Source organism: Paenibacillus sp. RU5M (assembly GCF_900221055.1).
Taxonomy (GTDB): domain Bacteria; phylum Bacillota; class Bacilli; order Paenibacillales; family Paenibacillaceae; genus Paenibacillus; species Paenibacillus marchantiae.
In genome coordinates this window covers 273,712-294,042 of record NZ_OBQM01000006.1, presented here as the reverse complement: position 1 = coordinate 294,042, position 20,331 = coordinate 273,712, and the positions used below count along the sequence as shown (strand labels likewise).

General features: G+C 43.2%; 21 protein-coding genes. 17 read left to right on the top strand and 4 right to left on the bottom strand.

Features of this window, described 5'->3' with window-relative positions; translation table 11 throughout:
- Positions 1-40: 40 nt before the first annotated feature.
- Positions 41-823: a MurR/RpiR family transcriptional regulator gene (locus CRO25_RS19295; RefSeq protein ID WP_179132214.1), complete on the bottom strand. Its 783-nt coding sequence runs from the start codon at positions 821-823 to the stop codon at positions 41-43.
- Between the two features lie 328 nt (positions 824-1,151).
- Between CRO25_RS19295 and CRO25_RS19290 the strand changes: the two genes are divergently transcribed.
- From CRO25_RS19290 to CRO25_RS19280, 3 genes are all read left to right on the top strand, one after another.
- Positions 1,152-5,216, top strand: a complete 4,065-nt coding sequence (locus CRO25_RS19290; RefSeq protein WP_079696095.1) for an S-layer homology domain-containing protein — start codon at positions 1,152-1,154, stop codon at positions 5,214-5,216.
- A 161-nt stretch (positions 5,217-5,377) separates the two neighbouring features.
- A complete protein-coding gene (locus tag CRO25_RS19285) occupies positions 5,378-6,424 on the top strand; it encodes an AraC family transcriptional regulator (protein WP_079696094.1) in 1,047 nt (348 codons plus the stop codon).
- A 167-nt stretch (positions 6,425-6,591) separates the two neighbouring features.
- On the top strand, positions 6,592-7,386 hold the full coding sequence (locus CRO25_RS19280; protein ID WP_079696093.1) for an SDR family NAD(P)-dependent oxidoreductase: 795 nt from the start codon (positions 6,592-6,594) through the stop codon (positions 7,384-7,386).
- Between the two features lie 83 nt (positions 7,387-7,469).
- On the opposite strand, the gene CRO25_RS19275 is transcribed toward CRO25_RS19280, so the two are convergent.
- Positions 7,470-8,375 carry a LysR family transcriptional regulator gene (locus tag CRO25_RS19275; RefSeq protein ID WP_079696092.1) on the bottom strand — a complete coding sequence of 302 codons (906 nt, stop codon included), beginning with the start codon at positions 8,373-8,375 and terminating at the stop codon, positions 7,470-7,472.
- Positions 8,376-8,509: 134 nt separating this feature from the next.
- Between CRO25_RS19275 and CRO25_RS19270 the strand changes: the two genes are divergently transcribed.
- Complete coding sequence (locus CRO25_RS19270) at positions 8,510-9,088, top strand: LysE family translocator (protein ID WP_079696091.1); 579 nt, start codon at positions 8,510-8,512, stop codon at positions 9,086-9,088.
- A 25-nt stretch (positions 9,089-9,113) separates the two neighbouring features.
- Entirely contained in the window at positions 9,114-10,259 is a 1,146-nt protein-coding gene (locus tag CRO25_RS19265) for an epoxide hydrolase family protein (RefSeq protein ID WP_079696090.1), read from the top strand.
- Between the two features lie 101 nt (positions 10,260-10,360).
- Here the strand turns inward: CRO25_RS19265 and CRO25_RS19260 are convergent, their stop codons facing one another.
- The gene (locus tag CRO25_RS19260) at positions 10,361-11,020 is read right to left on the bottom strand and encodes a metalloregulator ArsR/SmtB family transcription factor (RefSeq protein WP_079696089.1); all 660 of its coding nucleotides are present in this window, start codon (positions 11,018-11,020) and stop codon (positions 10,361-10,363) included.
- Between the two features lie 165 nt (positions 11,021-11,185).
- Here CRO25_RS19260 and CRO25_RS19255 point away from each other — a divergent pair, with 165 nt between their 5' ends.
- The 12 genes from CRO25_RS19255 (at position 11,186) to CRO25_RS33955 (ending at position 19,524) form a co-directional block, all read left to right on the top strand.
- Positions 11,186-12,589, top strand: coding sequence for an MFS transporter (locus tag CRO25_RS19255; protein WP_079696088.1), 1,404 nt, complete (start codon positions 11,186-11,188; stop codon positions 12,587-12,589).
- Between the two features lie 33 nt (positions 12,590-12,622).
- Positions 12,623-12,928, top strand: coding sequence for a helix-turn-helix domain-containing protein (locus CRO25_RS19250; protein ID WP_063565056.1), 306 nt, complete (start codon positions 12,623-12,625; stop codon positions 12,926-12,928).
- A 50-nt stretch (positions 12,929-12,978) separates the two neighbouring features.
- Positions 12,979-13,320: a hypothetical protein gene (locus CRO25_RS19245; protein WP_079696087.1), complete on the top strand. Its 342-nt coding sequence runs from the start codon at positions 12,979-12,981 to the stop codon at positions 13,318-13,320.
- Between the two features lie 45 nt (positions 13,321-13,365).
- On the top strand, positions 13,366-13,722 hold the full coding sequence (locus tag CRO25_RS19240; RefSeq protein ID WP_063565054.1) for an iron-sulfur cluster assembly accessory protein: 357 nt from the start codon (positions 13,366-13,368) through the stop codon (positions 13,720-13,722).
- 113 nt (positions 13,723-13,835) lie between these two features.
- On the top strand, positions 13,836-14,726 hold the full coding sequence (gene murB, locus CRO25_RS19235) for a UDP-N-acetylmuramate dehydrogenase (protein ID WP_079696086.1): 891 nt from the start codon (positions 13,836-13,838) through the stop codon (positions 14,724-14,726).
- A gap of 6 nt (positions 14,727-14,732) precedes the next feature.
- Positions 14,733-15,161, top strand: coding sequence for an Rrf2 family transcriptional regulator (locus CRO25_RS19230; RefSeq protein ID WP_063565052.1), 429 nt, complete (start codon positions 14,733-14,735; stop codon positions 15,159-15,161).
- Positions 15,162-15,198: 37 nt separating this feature from the next.
- Positions 15,199-15,747, top strand: coding sequence for an NADPH-dependent FMN reductase (locus CRO25_RS19225; RefSeq protein WP_063565051.1), 549 nt, complete (start codon positions 15,199-15,201; stop codon positions 15,745-15,747).
- A gap of 205 nt (positions 15,748-15,952) precedes the next feature.
- Positions 15,953-17,176, top strand: coding sequence for an RNA polymerase sigma factor (locus tag CRO25_RS19220; RefSeq protein WP_079696085.1), 1,224 nt, complete (start codon positions 15,953-15,955; stop codon positions 17,174-17,176).
- Positions 17,152-17,343, top strand: coding sequence for a hypothetical protein (locus CRO25_RS33700; RefSeq protein WP_170867790.1), 192 nt, complete (start codon positions 17,152-17,154; stop codon positions 17,341-17,343). The genes CRO25_RS19220 and CRO25_RS33700 overlap by 25 nt, the downstream gene beginning before the upstream one ends.
- Positions 17,343-18,323, top strand: a complete 981-nt coding sequence (locus CRO25_RS19215) for an SDR family NAD(P)-dependent oxidoreductase (protein ID WP_079696084.1) — start codon at positions 17,343-17,345, stop codon at positions 18,321-18,323. Before CRO25_RS33700 ends, CRO25_RS19215 begins: the two co-directional genes overlap by 1 nt.
- A gap of 181 nt (positions 18,324-18,504) precedes the next feature.
- A complete protein-coding gene (locus CRO25_RS33960; RefSeq protein WP_256863694.1) occupies positions 18,505-18,867 on the top strand; it encodes a hypothetical protein in 363 nt (120 codons plus the stop codon).
- Between the two features lie 15 nt (positions 18,868-18,882).
- On the top strand, positions 18,883-19,524 hold the full coding sequence (locus CRO25_RS33955; RefSeq protein ID WP_257018684.1) for a phosphotransferase enzyme family protein: 642 nt from the start codon (positions 18,883-18,885) through the stop codon (positions 19,522-19,524).
- 170 nt (positions 19,525-19,694) lie between these two features.
- On the opposite strand, the gene CRO25_RS19205 is transcribed toward CRO25_RS33955, so the two are convergent.
- Positions 19,695-20,321: an HXXEE domain-containing protein gene (locus CRO25_RS19205; RefSeq protein WP_097115796.1), complete on the bottom strand. Its 627-nt coding sequence runs from the start codon at positions 20,319-20,321 to the stop codon at positions 19,695-19,697.
- Between the last annotated feature and the right edge of the window lie 10 nt (positions 20,322-20,331).

Below are 20,331 nucleotides of genomic sequence, written 5' to 3'. Positions count from 1 at the left end.
AAATCAACAAAACAGCCAACGAAATAGGTTGGCTGTTTATTTATTCAGCAGAATAAAGAGCTTCTAACGTTTGCTGCCGCGCATGGAGTAAATGTTCATCCTCAAGTAATAGAAGAGAAATCACATCCAGGATGTAAATAATGGCTAATTGGCTGTTAATGAAGCTCACATCTCCGGTTCGCCCGATATCAGGTGTGAAAATGCACAAATCCGAGACTTCAGACAGGGGTGTGTGATCAAAATTAGTAATTCCAACAACTTTGCTTCCTCTTTTTTTGGCTGCGTTTAATGCGTCACTGACTTCTAAGGTTCGTCCTGAATTGGATAAACCTACGACCAGATCATCTTCGCCCAAAAGAGAAGCACTCATGATCATCATGTGTGAATCCGTCACCGCATCAATGACGATATCCATCCGCATTAGTCTGTATTTGAACTCCAGAGCAGATAAACCTGAACTTCCCAAACCATAAACATAGATTCTGCGAGCTTTTTTTATGTACTGGACCACTTGTTTGATTCTGTCGGTATCCAGCATTTCTGCGGTAGCGTTGATGATATCATTGTGGATCTGCTGTGTTCTGATAAAGAAATCTGTTTGATTGCGGGGTTGATCCACTTCACGGTTAAGTCGAATTTTAAAATCTACAAAGGTAGAACAACCTACTTTTTTACAAAATCGAGTTATGGTTGACATGGAAGCATTGGTATAAGCAGCCAAATCCCTAATATTGATGTTATTGATGGATGTTTTATTGCGCATCACATAATCAGCGATTTCCTTTTCTTTCGCTGAAAAACGTTGATACTCAAGCTGCAGCATGTCGATGACACTGGATGACATTATGAATCCCCTTTCCCAGAACATGTTAACTTTTGTATAGTCTATCCTCATTAGTCTACTTCCTAAAAGCCAATTCATCAAACCTTTAAAAATAGTTCTTTATTTCGGTATATTTTCGTCCAAATAGAAGTGAAAACCATATTAATTATTATGTTAACTAAAAACCTTATCCATATTATAAGTCAAATAAATGTAAGAGTTTACATAAGTTTTACTTCCCGCTAACTGAATGCTGATCTTCTCTTGTTATGCTAGGCCTGTTTGGATTTACATAAGCCAACCAATCATACATACAAAGGAGAGAATTATGATCAGTCACCTCTACAAAAAAGTGTTATCCATCCTGTTATCGATTGCTTTGGTATTCGGATGGCTTGCGGGATTTGGGGGAGTTAATTCAGCCCAAGCCGCATCATTGTCTGAGCCTGAGATGCTGTTAGAGCGTAATGCCAATTGGCATTATTTCGATCAGGGCCAGGATTTGCAATTGGATTGGCGTGCTTCATACGATGATTCGTCCTGGAATTCGGGACAGGCTCCATTTGGTTACAAAGACAACGGTAATGGCGTAAGCACTTCCTATTTTGGATCACTCAAAACGGAAGTCAGCTACGGTCTGGACAAAAAAAATAAACCCCGCACAACCTATTTCCGGACAAATATTAACGTTAACAAGGATCAGATTGACGGTTACGGGCAAATTCTCGGCACATTCGGTATTGATGACGGTGCAGTGATCTATGTGAATGGTGTGGAAGTCATTCGTTTTGGCATGCCGGATGGAGAGATTGTGTACTCCACCCAAGCAACCTCAAATAAGGACTTGCCGGTAATGTATGAGAATATCGACCTGACTGAGCCAATGAAAGCCAATTTGCATGAAGGCTCAAACGAAATTGCGGTCGAAGTGCATCAACAGAGCGACAGCAGCTCGGACCTGTATTTTGACATGGAGCTTAAAGCCTTGGCTAATGCGCCATCGCTGGATATCAGCAAAATAACGGTTACCTTCTATGGAGATGCAACAAGTAGCAAAGGCTTCACTTGGTATACTCCTCTTGCATCTGCACAGAGCACTGTTCAAGTGGTGCAGAAACAAGGAGGAGGCGTTGCCGACTTCAGTCAGGCCCAAATTTTCAATGGGCGTGCAACCGTCGCTTCCAACTCCCCGGGAGAAATGGTGCATAAGGCGGAAGCGACAGGCCTTTCCCCTGACACTTCTTATTCTTTCCGTGTTGGTGATCAGGATCTGGGTATATGGAGTGAGGTTGGAACGTTTAAAACGGCTCCGGTTGATGGAGCATTTACCTTTATTGACCTGACGGATACACAAGCGAAGGAAGAGGATGAGGCGATCCTGTCCGGATCTACTCTGTCCAAAGCACTCGCGACTGTTCCGAATGCTGAATTTGTCGTCCATAACGGAGACGTTGTGGAGAATGGCACTTCAGAGCAAGAATGGAATTGGTTGCTTGGTCATTCGCAAGCCAGTCTTATGAACACGACCATTGCACCGTCTGCTGGCAATCATGAGAATAAAAATTATGCGTTCTACGAGCATTTTAATGTGAAGCAGCCAGACGGTGCTACAACGGTAACAGGCGCATATTATTCGTATAATTATAGCAAAGCTCATTTTATCGTATTGAACTCCAACGAGGATTCATCGGATTACGCCAACTTCTCGAATGAGCAAGTCGCATGGATGAAGCAGGATGTAGCGGAAGCAAAAGCCGCAGGAGCCAAGTGGATTATCGTGAACATCCATAAAGGTCCGTACACGACATCCAATCACGCCACGGATAGCGACATTATTGGTGCGAACGGTGAACGAAAAAAAATCGCTCCACTCATGAACGAACTGGGGATTGATCTAGTCCTTCAGGGACATGACCATATCTATGCACGGACGAAACCAATCAAGAGCGATGGTACTGCTGAAGATGTGTCCAAAATAACGGAGACCTTCAATGGACAGAGTATCGAATACGCGGTCAAACCGGATGGAACCATTTATATGATTCCTGCTACCGCCGGGGCCAAAGTATACTTCAAAAACGTAAAACCAGAACTTGGTGAAGCGTACTTCAGCCTGTTCGAGCGTGCGGAAGAAAACCACGCTCGGCAATATGGCGACACCACGAGCGCAGCCAGAGGGCAGGTTCAGAACTTCGTTTCATTGACTATTGACGGAGACAAGCTGTCCGCCGTAACGTATGAGATTGACCAAAATAAGAATGCAGAACCATTTGTCGTGGATACTTTCGGGATTATCAAGGAATCGGATACAGTTCCTGTTCCAGAACAGGTAAACAAGGTAACGGTAACGTTCCATAGAGATCCTACCAAGAGCAAGGGATTCACGTGGTACACTTCCGATCAAGTAACGAATAGCGACCTTCAGGTTGTGGAGAAAACAGCTGCAACACCTGATTTCACGCAAGCCAAATCGGTTCAAGGGCGCTCTGCACAACCTGCGAATGCTCCTACAGAACTGATGCACAAAGCAGAAGTGACAGATCTGAAAGCTAATACAACCTATTATTTCCGTGTAGGGGATGCTTCCCAACAAGTATGGAGCGAGACAGGTACCTTCCGTACAGCACCGGAAAAAGGCAAATTCACTTTCATTGATCTGGCGGATACACAAGCGAAGGAAGAGGATGAGGCAATTCTGTCCTCTGAGACATTGGCCAAAGCATTGGCTACAGTACCGGATGCACAATTTGTCGTTCATAACGGGGATATCGTGGATAATGGTGTGAAAGAGGAGCAGTGGAACTGGCTGCTTGGGCATTCGCAGGAAAGCCTCTTAAATACAACCATCGTTCCATCCGCAGGGAACCACGAGGACGAAAATTATGCGTTTATCGATCATTTCAACATCCAGTCACCGGTAAATTCCGCTACGGAGACGGGAGCTTACTATTCTTATGATTACAGCAATGCGCATTTTGTTGTGTTGAACTCCAATGAGGATTCGGATGAGTATGACAACTTCTCATTAGAGCAAGTCGAGTGGCTGAAGAAAGATGTTCAGGCTGCCAAGAAGAATGGATCCCAGTGGATAATCGTCAACATTCACAAGGGACCGTACACGACGTCAAATCACGCAACGGATTCCGACATCATGGGAGCAAACGGTGTGCGTACCAAGATTGCACCGATCATGGCGGAGCTTGGCATTGATTTTGTACTCCAGGGACATGATCACATCTATGCGCGCACAAAACCGATTGATCAGAAGGGGAAAGCGCGTCAGCCAGAAATGATCACGGAGATGCAAAACGGACAGAAAATCGAGTACTCTGTGAATCCGGATGGCACGATCTATCTGATTCCGGCAACAGCGGGTCCAAAAGTGTATTACAAAAATCCGAGCACAAGTCTCGGTGATGCTTATTACAATCTTTTTGAACTGGCAGAGGAGAATCATGCAGCCAAATATGGCCCTGATCCGAATGACAACCGTCGTCCAATGCGCAGTCAGGTACAAAATTTTGTGGGCATTACGATTGACGGCAGCAAATTGACAGCTATAACGTATGAAATTGACCAAAATCAAAATGGAGCAGCCCCGTTCATTGTTGATCGGTTCGGTATCGTGAAGAAGACAGAACCATCGAATCCAGGACCAGGAACTTCCAATCCGGGAACATCGAATCCCGGCTCGGGTTCAGGTTCAGGTAATGGGTCTGGCAGCGGTAATGGCTCTTCAGGAAGCGGTGGCGATACAACTACCGGTAACAGTTCGAACAGCGGTAGTGGTAGCGGAACTGATTCCGGCAACAAACCGGATACTGGATCAGGCAATAACGGAAACGGAGGCACTGCGCCAGCGTTGAAAGATACAGCCGGACACTGGGCAAAATCTACAATTGATAAAGCCCTGGCGGCTGGATTCGTCAATGGCTATAGCGATCAGACCTTCCGTCCAAATCAGAAAGTCACACGTGCCGAGTTCATTACGATGCTGGGCCGTGCCTTGAATCTGAATGCCGTAAGCGAGAGTATTCACTATACGGATGATAACAAGATTCCTTCATGGGCGAAGCCTTATATTACAGCAGCTGCATCCGCTGGCATTGTCAATGGTTACGAGAATGGCTCGTTCGGCCCTAGCAAGACGCTGAGCCGGGCGGAGATGGTAACTATGATTGCACGCGCTGGCGGAATCCAAACAGATTCCAATGCGAAACTGGATTTCAAAGATGCAAAGGATGTCCCAGCATGGGCAGTATCCTATGTAGCTTCTGCTGTGGAAGCAGGTCTGGTGGGCGGTGTAGGTGGCAATCGATTTGCTCCGATGCAGACAGCTACCCGTGCTGAAGCAGTGACGCTTATTGTTGGGCTTCTTGAACAATCGAAATAACGCTAAACCTAATTTCCAAGAAACCAATGCGGGACGTTCCCGCATTGGTTTCTTGTTTTATTCTAGAGACCGGGAAATATTAGAGACATTGCAAAAGAATCAGAGTCCCTGTACAGTGGATGAATCATTAAGCAACAATGACTCCAAGAAGGAGAGTATCTATGAAGTCCCACACCTCTGAGCGTATTAAATTCCCGGCAGGGTTTTGGACAGGCTTGCATCAATTAGGGATTGCGGCCCACGATGTAGCTCGCAAAGCACAACTGCCGCTCACGATTATAACTGAATCAGCTGTTACGACCACTCAATATTTTGCGATCTGGCAGGCATATTCCGATCTCGTCGGTGACACTGCCGAAGGAATCATCAAGCTTGCGACCGTCTTTGAAACGGGGAAATACCCGCCAAGTGTCTTAGCAACCTACCATGCGCGTGACTACCGTGATGCATTACACCGAATGGCTCGCTACAAACAACTTTGTCCCCCTGAAATCTTGCGTATCACTGAGGAGGGCGATGATTGTTCAATTGAACTGGAATGGTCTAACGAACAGCCAGGTCCGTCATTGCTGGTTGGAGTTACACTGGCATTTCTCCTCGAACTTGGGCGCCGGGGAACAGGTCAACCTTTGACTGCGCGGTTAGTTGAATTTTCGCACACCATGGGTGATGTTCAAACCCTTGAGACTTATTTTGGCTGCCCAATTCGGATTGGTGCAACATGTAACCGGCTCACCTTACATCGTAAAGATTTGGACTGTCCGTTTCTTTCATATAACGAAGAGCTGCTGGAGATTCTTACTCCCGCGCTGGACCGATCGCTGGATGCACAGCAGGGCAGTCGTTCTATTACAGAGATGGTCAAATGGATTATGAAACGCAGTCTCACAGGAGGTCGCCCCGACATTCAAGTCGTTGCCAAGGAATTGGGTATGAGCGATCGGACCTTGCAGCGCCGGCTTACAGAAGAGCATACAAGCTTCAAGCATCTGTTGACGCAAGCCAGACATGAGCAGGCACGAGCGTACTTGGCCGACCCTACATTGGATATTAAAGAAGTAGCTTTCTTAATTGGATATGAAGACCAGAATTCGTTCTATCGTGCCTTTCGTTCATGGGAAGGGGATACGCCAACGAATTGGCGTACGGAATATTTAGGAACGAATTCGCTATCCGAAGGACCGCAAGAATCATCAACTCTTCATTAACTGAATGCTTTATATCATTTGGCGTGTTATGCAAGAACTTTGGCGCAACACGCTAGTTACTCGGCTATGTAGACAAGGTAATATAAATCCTATCCGGAGCACAAGACTGTTTATAACATGATAACGATTCAGCTTGCTGCTACAAGAAAATAAAAGGAGTAGTTGATATGGATATGGGTTTATACGGTAAAACAGCTTTGGTTACAGGATCGACGAAGGGGATAGGGAAAGCCATTGCTATTGAACTTGCCAAAGAAGGGGTTAATGTGCTCATCAATGGACGAAATGATGCAGAGGTTGAGCGCATGGTTCATGAAATGAAGTCCGATTTTCCTGCTACCTCACCTCAAAAAGCTACAGCTGATCTGGCGGACATTGGTCAAAGAGAAGCCTTATTTGAAAAATACCCCCAAATTGATATCCTAGTGAACAATATGGGGATTTATGAAATGATGCAATATGAGGATATCAGCGATGAGGTTTGGGAGAAATACTTCCGTACGAATGTGCTCGCTGCAAATGCATTGTCCAAATTTTACATGCCAAAAATGTTGCAAAATGATTATGGCCGCATGATCTTTATTGCGAGTGAAGAAGCCATTATGCCTTCAGGACAAATGCCTCAGTATTGCATGACCAAATCCATGTTATTATCGTTGTCCAAAAGTTTATCGAAATTAACGGTAGGAACAGAAGTTACCGTCAATACAATCATGCCAGGACCAACCCTCTCTGAAAATGTGCAACAAATCATTGAGAGCATCTACCCTGATGAATCGATGACTTTTTTAGAAAAAGAGAAGGATTTTATGCGCAAAAACCTGCCTCAATCCGAAATCCAACGATTTATCAAGCCTGTTGAGATTGGCAGATTGGCCACATTTGTATGCAGTCCGTATGCATCGGCATTCAAAGGTTCTCCAATCCGTATGGATGGGGGAATGGTGCCAACCATCTTCTAAACTTGTTTTTCACTATACAAGTGAACGTAAAGAACCTTGAGCTGAGCCCAAGGTTCTTTTTTCGTTTCCATATATCTATAAGCTTAATGGATCAAATCCGATTCGTTTTCTGATACACTGATTGATTTTATAACAAGCTCACTGAAAGCTTTAACGGCTGGAGATAGCCATTTTTTCTTTTTAATCAGCATATGGGAGTAAATGGGGTCAAACTGTTCGGAATGACTCACAATCTTAAGTTTTCCTCGTTCCACGTCTTCTTTAACTGTCATGTAAGGTAAAAAAGAAAAGCCGAGTCCACTCATAACGGTTTGTTTGATGGCCTCAATGCTCCATAACTCCATCGTTTGAAACGGAGGAATATCATGTTTTACAAGATATTTTTCAAACATGGTTCGATAACTGCATCCTTCTTCGTTGGTGATAAAAAAGGTGGGGTTGTTCTCCAGTTTATACGCATCAAAATGTTCCGGGCCGTCATTGCTGGAAACCAGTACTATTTTTTCCTCGATTAGCTGGTAATGAATGCATTTTTCCGGATGCACCTCCGGGTACACCATCAAAGCTACATCTACACGCCCGCTTATCAAATCAACCTGGTTTTGCTCACATGTACCGTTGGTAAGGATGAATTGAACTTGAGGATATTTCGATGAATACTCCTTGATGATCGGACTTAATCTGGAAATTGTTAAAGACTCTGGTGCAGCTACCCTTAATATACCTTTAACTTCCTGTTCGCTTCTTATGCTTTTAATCTGATCATGAGTTGCCAGCAAATCTTCGGCCAGCGGTATTAATTCCCTCCCCAGATGCGTAAGCTTCAATTGTCTTTTTTCGTATGTGAAAAGCTCCCCGCCAATCTCTTCTTCGAGGGACTGTATATGAGCCGTGATCGTGGATTGTGTGTAGCCCAATTGGGATGCGGCCCCGGTATAGCTTCCAACCTCGACAATCGTCTGAAATGTGACAAGATGTCTAATTTCCATCCAAGTTCTCCTTAGCTTGAGATATGTATCGATAAAAATGATAATGCTTTTAATGATTTCGATTTTATTAAGGGTTTAATTCATCATACAATAAAGTCCTTCAGATCGTAAATGATTTCATTGGGGGGTACAGCTTGAATATTGTAGCATTTCTAACGTATGTGATCGTGACCTCCATAACACCTGGACCAAGCAACATCTTGATGATGAATGAGGCACGGAAATTTGGCTTTATTGGATCATGGAGATTTAATGGTGGTATTTTAGCGGGGTTTGGCTTATTGGGGATCATAAGCGGCGTATTTACAACAAGCCTATATCACTGGTTGCCAGTTGTAGGGCCGTATTTTGAATGGGCTGGTGCAGCATATATGCTTTATCTGGTGTGGCTTATGATGGGGAATAAAAGTTCGGAAAAGGATTCGAGGGATGTGCAATCGTCATTTTTATCCGGTGTTATGCTCCAACTTATCAATGTCAAAAGTATATTGTTTTTTCTAACGGTGATGAGTGCTTTCATTTTGCCTTCTTCACCTTCTGGCGGGAGTCTTGTTATTTATTTGAGTTTATCGATCCTTCTGGGATGGTTGTCGTTACTTGTATGGTCGGGGTTTGGCTCCATGTTCAAAACCTTTCTAACTGTCCATGACAGGTCATTTCGATTGCTGATGTGTCTGTTGTTGACATACTCAGCGATACGTATTTTTATTTAACTCAAAACGTAGGAGGATAATTGAAATGAAACCGTTCAAGATCGCTATTCCAGAGCAACAATTACATGATTTATCTAACAGATTGAAACAGGTTCGATGGCCCTCTCGATTCTCTGAAGAACCATGGGCTTTGGGGACAGATCATTTCTTTTTGAAGCGATTAGTGGATTACTGGAGTTCGGAGTATAACTGGCGCGAGCAAGAAGCAAGACTGAATCGTTTCCCGCAATATATTGAGAACGTGGATGGTTTCGATATACATTTTGTTCATGTTCGAGGTGAAGGAGTTTCATCACGGCCGCTGCTATTGACTCATGGTTGGCCAGGATCATTCGTAGAAATGTTAGAACTGATTCCTTATCTAACAACCCCATCATTATATGGTGGACAGGCTGAAGACGCATTTGATGTGATTATTCCTTCTTTGCCGGGATTCGCATTTTCGAGTAAACCCACTCAGCCTGGGGTAGGTTCCAAATATGTAGCTACACTTTGGGCGAAACTGATGGATCGTCTGGGTTATGAAAGGTATTTTGTACAGGGAGGGGATATTGGAGCAGGAGTCTCAACGTGGTTAGCCTTCATCTACTCTGAGCGGGTGAGAGGACTTCATCTTAATTATATTCCTGGAAGCTACAGGCCACCACTTACTCAGAATACACCTTCGATGAGCAAAGAAGAGCGCACATACCTTGACTCCGTAGCGGAATGGTCGGAACGAGAAGGCGCTTATAGCGCCCTTCATAGAACCAAGCCAGAAACTTTGGCTTTTGCACTGAGTGATTCCCCGGCAGGTCTTGCCAGCTGGATGGTAGAAAAATTTCGGGGGTGGAGTGACTGTAAAGGAGATATTGAGAGTTCCTGTTCACTTGATCATATCCTCACGAATATCTCGATATACTGGTTTACCAATACAATTGCATCTTCCATGCGAATCTATACTGAAGGTGGCAAAATGCCACTGCATTTCACGGAAGGCCAGCGCATTACTGTTCCAACAGGGGTTTCCGTATTTCCCAAGGAGTTGCCGATGCCTCCACAAAGCTGGGTAGAGCGTGTGTATCATGTTACGTACTGGGAGGAAGCGGATAAAGGGGGGCATTTCGCTGCGATGGAACAGCCAAAGTTATTAGCTGAACATCTTCATCGTTTTATTCATTCCATTAATTAATTTCTCATACAATCCTTTTCTGGATTTAACGGGAACAAAACGTAACCATTCAGAAAGTCGCCTGTTGGCGGCTTTTTATATAGTTATGCAAGTTTGTTTGGTTACGAATGATATTCTCTAACCGTATATATGCAGTTTCTTCCTCCAGCCAAAATATACTCTCCACGTTCAATATGAACTTGATCCCCCAGAACCGTTTTGAATAAATGCAATTCATTCTTACATAAGCCGGTACATACTGCTGCAGCTTCACAGATGGGACAATGCTTCTCTATAAATAAGAGGCTACCATCGCCTTGATCCTTAACCTCGGCCATATAGCCTTCATTTGTTCGAATTTCAGCCAGTTTCTCCAGCCTTTCCTTCACGCCGGATGCATCACCAATGTACTGAAGATATTGTTCTTGCATATTTTTATTCCGAACATTGAGGAGCTTGTCCAGCCCTTCATTTCCGAAAGCTTCTTTCATGGAATTGATCAGACTGACGGATAACTCCGAATATCCACTAGGGAAAAAACGATCAGCAGCGGGGGTTAATCTCCATAGCTTAGTTGGTCGACCCATGGGACGAGCTTCTTCTTCGAAAGTAACCAATCCTTCTTCTTTCAGTGCATTTAAATGCTGCCTGATAGCCATTCCAGATAACGCAAATTGGGAGGAGAGTGCCACAACATCCATTCCACCTTGCTGTTTAAGCAGGTTAATGATTGCTTTTCGGGTACTGGTTGAGGCATCCTTTTTCGTTTGATCCCGGCTCATGGTGAACCTCCTTTTTAAGCAACTGAATCTTCATTATTTCATACATTTTAAACAAATACATTGACAAAGTCAAAGGCGAACTGTAATTTAAACTTTGTAAAGTAAAATGTTTACTAAGTATCCGGATACGATGTATACATAAAATTCTCTTGGAGGTCACATACCATGTCGTCCCATTCACAAAGTATTTTCAGTCCGCGTTATTTTGCATTATCCATAGGAATTATATTGTCAGTAATGGCTGTTGGATTTGAAGGTTTGTCGGTAACGACAATTGCTCCTTCCATTGCTGGAGACCTGAACGGTCTTAACCTGTTTGGCTGGATATTCAGTACATATCTGCTTGCACAGATTATAGGCACCTTGGTTGTTGGTCGGATTATTGATAGAAGGGGACCCGCGGTACCATTTACGCTCGCACTTCTATTGTTTATTGTCGGACTGGTCGCAGCCGCAACTGCAGGAGATATGTATACCATGATCGCGTCACGCGCCATGCAGGGTTTGGGGGCCGGAGCTATGATGACTTGCGTGTACACGGCCATTTCCTTAAGTTATCCTGACGAATTACGTGCCAAAATACTGGGCGCATTCGGTACAGCTTACGTTCTTCCGTCCATGCTTGGTCCATACGTTGCAGGCCTTATTGCAGATCAGTGGTCATGGCGCTTTGTGTTCTGGGGGATTCTACCGATCCTGTTGGTTTCAGCGCTCCTTAGCTTACCTGCCTTTACGAAATTAAAATCACAGCCTTCACAAGGGGAGCAAGGATCTGCCGCTACTTGGATGGCACTGCTATTAACGATAGGTACGGGAACTTTATTAGTGGGACTTGGAAAGCTTCCGTCAATTATTGGATTTGTTATCGTCTTTATTGGGGGAGTTCTGATGGTATACCCACTGCGCAAACTGCTGCCGGAGGGAACCCTTGCTTTGCGAAGAGGTATGCCCGCTATACTCGCTACGCGTGGATTGTTCTTCGCTGCTTATACCAGTACACAAAATTTCTTGGTATTAGCTTTAATTGAGGTGAAAGGCATTACACCTTCTCAGGCTGGTTTAATTGTAGCAAGCGCTGCACTGAGCTGGTGTGTCATTGCTTATATGCAAGGGCGTTGGGACTCGGCAGATCAGGGTCGTGGACGTCATACACGAATTATTATTGGTGTACTCCTGCTTGCCATCGGAATTACCATCGTATTTTGGGTTCCTGTTGTGACCGTTACCGCAGCGGTTATAGGCCAAATCATAGCTGGAATAGGCATTGGATTGGCACATCCGATTAGCGGTGTTGTGGCGTTTTCCCAAACAGGAGAGGAAGGCGTTGGCAAAACCTCGGCAAATCTGCAATTTGCAGATTCATTTACACCGGGCGTAGTCATCGGGATCGGTGGTTCTATCCTGGTGGTGTGTCAAGCTGGCGGGATGTCATTGCAATCAGGATTAATCGTAACGATGGGCTTTCATCTGGTGTTAATCGTCTTGAGCTTGATTGCCAGTACTCGAATTGCACCAGTAACAGACCAAATAAGAACGGGACTGCAATCGTTAGGCTTGAAAAACAAATAAACGGGGGTAAGCCAAGGAAGGTGTGTTCATGCGATGTTGACTTCGGATACCGAGAAACTTTTCACAGCCTATCGTATTATCGGAACGAAATGGACGATCCATATCCTATGTACTCTTTCGCAAGGTCCTAAGAAATTCAGCGAAATTTACGAAAATGTGCCTTCCATCTCAGAAGCGATCCTCTCCAAACGATTAAAAGATCTTCAGAATGATCAGTTGGTGAAGAGAAAAGCCCTAACACATCCCATACAGATCATGTATGAACTTACACCCAAAGGGGTCGCTCTAGCTGCTTTCATACCTTGCTTGATGGAATGGTTTACTACAAACATGAATTAACGCAAAGGAATATCCTGCGATTGCCATCATTTTATCCGGAGGTTTTCTGAATGAACCATGTGTTAATCCTATCCGATACGCATCACATTGTTAAAAGTTTAAGTTTGTTGATTCAAACCGAGGCGTCGTTACATGTACTGGACGCTACTCGTGATGTGATCGGTAGTAACATGGATCAACTTCCGGATAATTCTGTGATCATCGTAGATATGAATGTGGACAATATTGAGCTGCTTATAGAAAAATTTCCCGAGAAATATCGAGTGATATTGTATAGCGGGTCGCTGGAACTTATGGATATTCCTATCCATCTGCAATCAACAGGTTGTCGTTATTTTAATGCATATACGAGTCCTGAAGAAATCATTAAGATTTTAATGGGCTGCGTTTGAAAAACAACCGGCTAGCCAAAAAATACGCTCCAAGGAGGTATAACAATGATTCAGGTCAGTGAAGCAGCAGCAGAAAAAATCGTTGAAATCCTGGCAAGTACGGATACCCAGAATTCTTTCCTTCGGGTCGGGGTCGATGAGGGGGGATGCAGTGGTTTATCCTATAGCCTTATCGTAGATGAACAGCAAGCAGAAGGGGATATCTTATTAGATAAAGGTGTATTTCGTATATTGGTTCACACCAATACGGTTCCATATATTGAAGGACTTGAGATTGATTACGAAGAAAGTGGAATGTTAGGGGGATTCACCATGAATAACCCTAATGCAAAAGTTTCATGTGGATGCGGGGCCAGTTTCCGAATGGCGAATTACCGTGGTGAGGTCAAAAAATGTGATTAATTGTCAGGATGACGGAATATTTTCAACCAATATCTCATATTAAACATACAATGAAGGAGCTTTCTATTTGCCGATCGTGCAATCATGTCTTTTCAACTCAGGGAGAGAATGTCATGAATATTTTTGAGAATCACATACCTTTGGAAAAATTGAAATGGAATGAGCCATTAAAAGACCACACGTATATAAAGCTGGGTGGTAAAGCAGACATACTTATCCATCCCACAACGAAAGAAGAAATTATTAACGTGGTTAACATTGCAAAAACACATCAAATCCCTCTAACGATCATTGGAAAAGGATCAAATGTCATTATTAAAGATCAGGGTGTGCGTGGAATAACGCTCTCTCTGAGCGAATTTGATCAGATTAAAGTCTATGGTGACAAGATTGTCGCGCAGAGCGGTTCCAACATTATTGATGTGTCACGTACTGCTTTGCACAACAGCTTAACAGGTCTGGAGTTTGCATGTGGAATACCCGGAAGTACAGGTGGCGCTTTATATATGAATGCGGGGGCTTACGGTGGTCAGATGGATGAGGTCGTTGAGCGAGCGCTAGTGGTTACTAAAAACGGAGAGCTGATAAACATGGTCCGAGATGACATGCAGCTGGGTTATCGAAACAGTATCTTTCGAACGGATCAATACATCATCCTTGAAGTGGAATTTAAGCTTAAACCAGGGAATAAGGATGTCATTTCGAGTATCATGCAGGATTTAACGTTTAAACGGGAATCCAAACAACCGCTTGAATTTCCCTCTTGCGGAAGTGTATTCAAACGTCCAGAGGGACATTATGTCGGAAAACTCATTCAAGAGTGTAATTTACAAGGCACTCGCATTGGGGGAGCGGAAATTTCCAAGAAGCATGCTGGTTTTATCATTAATGCAGATGACGCCACTGCTGAGGATTATTTGGAATTAATCAAATTAATTAAAAAAACAGTACGTGATCAATTTAATATTGAATTGGAGACGGAAGTCATTATCTTGGGAGAGTAGGCAGCTATGAACAGTGAGCTAAGTGTTGTCATCTATATTCTGGTTCTCCTTAGTTCACATGAAAATGAGAAGTTAACCAGTACTCAGATCTCTGAAAGGATTCGGGTGAACCCGGCGAGGATACGCCGAGTCCTTAGCTCGATCAAAAAAGTGGGATACGTTAAGTCAAAAGAAGGTATTGACGGTGGTTATGTTTTGTCTAAAGACCCGTATGAGATAACCTTGAAAGATGTGTACACCCTGGTGTCTTCCAAGCCGCTTCAGATCCCCAAACCATCCATTATGAAAAAAGGGAATTTAACAGCAGAGGTAGATATTCAGCTCGCAAACATTTTCATAGAAAGTGAACAGCAGTTAATGCAGCAGTTAGAAAAAATCACCCTAGGCAGCATGCTTCATGTGATGAAGGAATGTGCGTTGGAAACCATGGAATAGTTTGATGATGAAGAAGAAATCATAGGAGGTTAATGTTGTGAAATTAATCGGATTATCCGGGTCACTGATTGGATCAAAGACACCAGTGGGTGTGGATGCTGTACTCCAATTCGTAAAAAATAATCATCCAGAAATTGAAGTGGAACTCATAGATTTAAGAGATTATAAAGGGATCGAATTTTGCGATGGTCGCAAGTTGGAGGAATACAATGAAGACACCCAGTTGGTGGTCCAAAAATTGATTGATGCTGACTTTTACGTTATCGGCACACCAATATATCAATCCTCTCTGACAGGCGTACTGAAGAATGTATTCGACCTTCTGCCCGTGCAGAGCATTTACAATAAAGTGATGGGTTTTATAGCAACCGGGGGCACCTATCAGCATTATTTGGTAGTGGAAAATCAATTAAAACCGATTGCCGGCTTTTTCCGCTCTTATGTCGCCCCAAGCTATGTATATCTGAATAGTGATCATTTTGATGCTGAGAATAACATTAAAGATACTGAAGCCTTAAGTCGGCTAGAAAAATTAGCTGAGGAACTGGTCTTCATGCAGACTCAATTAAAAGCTTCATCGAGCTGAAATAAGCAAGGATTAAAATTTATGTTTCATTAAAGAACAAAGGTAGCCGGTCAGTGCGATCGGCTGCCTTTGTTTATTTTCTACTTCAAAAGTTAGCAGAATTCATATCAAAGAGGTGAGGGAGTCAAAATTATTTTTCTCATGCGTGGCTTTTTTGCTTCCTCCGGTGTCTAATTATATGTAAATCAAGAGGAGGTTCCCCACCATGTCAGGAGCTCATGACACGAAACCTGTTTATCCGGATGAACAGGAAAGTATTACCATCTTTGAGAACACGTATGAGCAATATCGTCAACGAATCAGCAAATACTTCTCACTGAAATTGAACCCGTTGGTTGCAGACGATTTGACCCAACAGGTATTTTTGAAAGCAGTCGAAAATATTCACAGTTTTAAAGGAAGCTCAAATTTATTCACCTGGATCTTTAAGATTGCTCAGAACACGGTGAAGAACGAATATCGCAGGTTATCGCGACAAAAAGAATCTCCTTATGATTTTACAGATTATGAATCGCAGTCGATCTCTCTTGAATTTACGAAACATGTTGATATTCGCATTGATATTGGCTCTGCGTTGCAAAAGCTGGATGAGATTGATCAGGAGATTATTGCATTACGCTTTTTCGTTGACTGCACTTTGCCTGAAATATCCAAGATAGTTGGACGACGGGAAAGCGCAGTAAAGAACAGACTGTACCGGGCATTGGAGAAATTAAGAAAAGAACTGAAAGAGTGGGGGGATATTGCCATCATGTCTATTCATGAACTGATTTCCATTGTAAATAAAGGTGAAAACCAAGATACGAATGATCGTACGAAGAAAGTGCATCAAGATTTGTTCGATGAGCTCAACAATAGTGTTGAGCGAGTGTCGACCAAATATAAACATCATCTATCACAAAAGGTAGTTATTGAAATTTATCCTGATCTGCCAACGTTTCATCAAGCTGTCGGAGAAACAGATGCCCCCAATTGGTTTATGGGCACACATGAAGGGCGTACTCTGAAAATTGTCTCTCCATTGAACCCGGGACCGGAGCATACGTATCAATCCATTCTGAAAGGCACAGTCCACTTGTTTGCCATGTGGCTAATCAGCGACATTAATCCTGCAGCTCCCAAATGGATAAGACAGGGTATTGGTGGATATGAAGCTAAACAGATGTCCCAAGATTTCATTAAAGGTTCAACGAAAGATACCATTCGCAACCAGTCGATTCCAACTTTTGATGAATTAAATAACGATACGTGGGATTTTGAAACGATGAAAGGTTTTCAGTTCTCTTATATGATGGTGGAATTTGTGGTTGAGCGATACGGGATAGAGGCATTAAACAAACTGATTCGCAATCCTCTAGATTTCAAAGGGATCTTTCAATGCAGTGAGACTGAACTGTATGAGCAATGGGTGAAGTATATAGAAATATAATAGAAATACAACCTTATACTTTTGTTTATAGGCTCGGTGATGAACCGGGCTTTTTTGTATTAGCAAAGGTTTGGAGCATTGATGTAGGTGAATTCGTTATATTTGACTTAGAGGGCACTCTAAGCTGTAAACTTGAAGAAGACACATCTGGAAGGAGATTATTTTGATGAACCAGGATAATAAGCCAAAAACCTCACAACATAAAATCGGTTCCGGATTCAACCATCGGACGACAGCTGAGGAAGTATTGAATAACACGGATTTATCCGGAAAACTTGCCATCGTCACGGGTGGATATTCCGGATTGGGACTGGAAACTACACGTGCACTCGTTCGTGCTGGAGCCAAGGTTGTTGTGACCGCACGTCGGCCAGCTATCGCCAAAGAGGCTCTTGCAGGGCTCGCTAATGTAGAGATTGATGAACTGGACCTCGCAGATCTCACTAGCGTCCGTGTTTTTGCCGAGCGTTTTCTGGCAAGCCACCGGAGTATCGACATGTTGATCCTGAATGCGGGAATTATGGCTTGTCCAGAGACTCGCGTAGGCCCGGGTTGGGAAGCTCAATTTGCTACAAACCACCTTGGACATTTCACCCTGACCAACTTATTATGGCCGGCACTCGTCAGCCAAGGAGGCGCACGGGTTGTTTCCGTTGCATCAACAGGGCATCATTTCTCAGCAATTCGCTGGGACGATATGCAATTTGAGAACGGCTATGAAAAGTTCCCTGCATATGGACAGTCCAAAACAGCAACCATTCTGTTTAGCGTCGAACTGGATAGACGTGGTGCAGATCAGGGCGTAAGTGCATTCTCTGTACATCCCGGTGGCATTCTGACGCCGCTGCAACGACATATGCCGAAAGAGGAAATGATCGCATTGGGCTGGATTGATGAGTCTGGTCAAGTCGCTAATCCAAACTTTAAAACACCTGAGCAAGGGGCAGCAACGCAAGTATGGGCAGCGACAACTCCACAACTTGATGGAAAAGGTGGAGTATATTGCGAGGATTGTGACATCAGTGAGCCAGCTCCTGCGGACGGAGCTTTCTTTGGAGTCAAGGACTATGCTATCGACCCTGAGCAAGCCCGTCGTCTATGGGAAGTTTCAGCCCAGTTGACTCAAACGGATCTACCAACCTCTTAAGATCTTTTTTTCTGTTCATGAGGAAAGTCGCCTGAAATGGCGGCTTTTTTTGTGTTGGAAATGCCCTTCGTTATGTAGAAGATGTTTTATAATCGTTTGTTATATACGCCCCCAATGGTCTGTTCTGTATAATTCGTTGTACATCTGGATTCACTTGCGGATGATGATGAGGAGGATAATGATGACTTTTTTTCAAAATGGGACACATGAAGAACTTGAATGTTTGCTCTTTCAGGCAAGAAGCGTTTGTCTAAGGGCATTAGATCAGTATGAATTAGCATGGGATTGTATACATTTCATTCAGTTGTCAGACACCATCACGTACAAAGTCGATACAGCTCCATCGAAAAGCTATTTGCTTCGCATTCATTCCAATCGGCTAAGTAAAGAGGCTATCCGTTCAGAACTTACTTTGCTTCAATCATTGGGCACATCTGATGATCTCCACGTACCTCAGGGTGTGGCGAGTCGCGATGGCTCGTATGTTTTGTTCATAGAGGCAGAAGAAGAGGGGATGTACTTTTATTTCACGATGATGAATTAGGTGGACGGAGAGCATATGGATGGAAATGAGGTTAATGAACGTTGTGCATACCGTATGGGCTCTATGGCCGCAAAACTCCATGAAGCAATTACCCGTTTTGTACCATCTGTTGATTTTTCTCGTCCCATATGGGGAGAAGAGAGTTTTAAAGTGGATATGACCAAACTGAGACGTTATTATACAAGGTTTTTATCCGATCAGGCATGGAAGACGTATCAGAGAGCATCCCATAAAATATTATCCCAACTTGCAGACTTGGATCAGAATCCACAGCATTACGGAATCATCCACGGAGATTTACATATTGGTAACATCGTATTCAACGATGAACAACCTAATCCAATTGATTTTGGACGATGTGGCTACGGATATTATCTTTACGATATAGCAAACACAATATTAGGGCTTTTTCCCGCACAACGTTTGGAGTTCATCAGAGGTTATGAAAGTGTAAGGACACTGCCAACAGATTATGTTGAGGTTCTGGAAAGTTTCTTTATCATGTGCATAATTGAGAATTACAGCCACCACTCTTCCGATCCTAGAGAAGCATCACGATTAATTGATGAGCAGCCGTACGCACAAGCGTGTATCAAAGAATATTTAATGAATGCTCCATTTCTTTTCAATGGGATAGAAGTACAGGAAGTTACTTAAATGAATGTCTTGGAATCAGCTCTACTGCTTTTTATCTTGCTCGCATGGCATCACGTCTTCAGGAAGTTTCAGAAAAGTTCAAGTTTGAAATATAATCATTTCAAAAGAGAAACGTAAAACGCATCGAATCCATAGACTCGATGCGTTTATTTTATATTGAAGTCACAGGTTTATTTTTTAGTATAAGATCCTAATTGTTTTTGTGAAAAAGGATGAACGGAGTTTTTGTTTCTTAGCCACATATTGCCTTTAACAATTAAAACATAGACAGCTACGACAAAGTAAATCATGCTCCAAAGCCAGTCTGTTGGTGTTAACATATTCTGTTCATAGGCACTTTTAATGTACCAGATTCCAATTGGCAAATGCAGAAATATCGCTGAAAATAATCCGGGATTATATATGCTTTTTGCTTTTATATTAGCGAAGATGCCATGCCAGATAATCTGGAAAAATCCCATTAATATAGGTGCCAGACCCAGCCATACAACGGAAGGGAAGAATACAGGCGGTAAATAAAACACATAGGCGATAATCAGATTAATAATCATCGCTGACTGCTGATTTAACGGAAATCTCTCAGGTGTTTTACTTTGGAACAAAACTTTATTAAACAAACCTGCAAAGTAACCCGGCCATCGATATTCTTCAAATTGATGCAGGAGTATGGCAATAAAGCTTAACCATAAAATGCTGTTAATGCGCGGAAGTGTTCCCCAATCCAAGATGAGATAAATACATACAAGGCATGCAATGATCGATCCCAAGTCCTGCCAATGTTTTCTTAACATGTTCAACTGAATCGCC

Bases quoted from the DNA above. Each gene is read 5' to 3' on its own strand.
- CRO25_RS19295 (WP_179132214.1), bottom strand. From the start codon at position 823: ATGCTGCAGCTTGAGTATCAACGTTTTTCAGCGAAAGAAAAGGAAATC.
- CRO25_RS19290 (WP_079696095.1), top strand. From the start codon at position 1,152: ATGATCAGTCACCTCTACAAAAAAGTGTTATCCATCCTGTTATCGATT.
- CRO25_RS19285 (WP_079696094.1), top strand. From the start codon at position 5,378: ATGAAGTCCCACACCTCTGAGCGTATTAAATTCCCGGCAGGGTTTTGG.
- CRO25_RS19280 (WP_079696093.1), top strand. From the start codon at position 6,592: ATGGATATGGGTTTATACGGTAAAACAGCTTTGGTTACAGGATCGACG.
- CRO25_RS19275 (WP_079696092.1), bottom strand. From the start codon at position 8,375: ATGGAAATTAGACATCTTGTCACATTTCAGACGATTGTCGAGGTTGGA.
- CRO25_RS19265 (WP_079696090.1), top strand. From the start codon at position 9,114: ATGAAACCGTTCAAGATCGCTATTCCAGAGCAACAATTACATGATTTA.
- CRO25_RS19260 (WP_079696089.1), bottom strand. From the start codon at position 11,020: ATGAGCCGGGATCAAACGAAAAAGGATGCCTCAACCAGTACCCGAAAA.
- CRO25_RS19255 (WP_079696088.1), top strand. From the start codon at position 11,186: ATGTCGTCCCATTCACAAAGTATTTTCAGTCCGCGTTATTTTGCATTA.
- CRO25_RS19250 (WP_063565056.1), top strand. From the start codon at position 12,623: ATGTTGACTTCGGATACCGAGAAACTTTTCACAGCCTATCGTATTATC.
- CRO25_RS19245 (WP_079696087.1), top strand. From the start codon at position 12,979: ATGAACCATGTGTTAATCCTATCCGATACGCATCACATTGTTAAAAGT.
- CRO25_RS19240 (WP_063565054.1), top strand. From the start codon at position 13,366: ATGATTCAGGTCAGTGAAGCAGCAGCAGAAAAAATCGTTGAAATCCTG.
- murB (WP_079696086.1), top strand. From the start codon at position 13,836: ATGAATATTTTTGAGAATCACATACCTTTGGAAAAATTGAAATGGAAT.
- CRO25_RS19230 (WP_063565052.1), top strand. From the start codon at position 14,733: ATGAACAGTGAGCTAAGTGTTGTCATCTATATTCTGGTTCTCCTTAGT.
- CRO25_RS19220 (WP_079696085.1), top strand. From the start codon at position 15,953: ATGTCAGGAGCTCATGACACGAAACCTGTTTATCCGGATGAACAGGAA.
- CRO25_RS33700 (WP_170867790.1), top strand. From the start codon at position 17,152: ATGGGTGAAGTATATAGAAATATAATAGAAATACAACCTTATACTTTT.
- CRO25_RS19215 (WP_079696084.1), top strand. From the start codon at position 17,343: ATGAACCAGGATAATAAGCCAAAAACCTCACAACATAAAATCGGTTCC.
- CRO25_RS33960 (WP_256863694.1), top strand. From the start codon at position 18,505: ATGACTTTTTTTCAAAATGGGACACATGAAGAACTTGAATGTTTGCTC.
- CRO25_RS33955 (WP_257018684.1), top strand. From the start codon at position 18,883: ATGGATGGAAATGAGGTTAATGAACGTTGTGCATACCGTATGGGCTCT.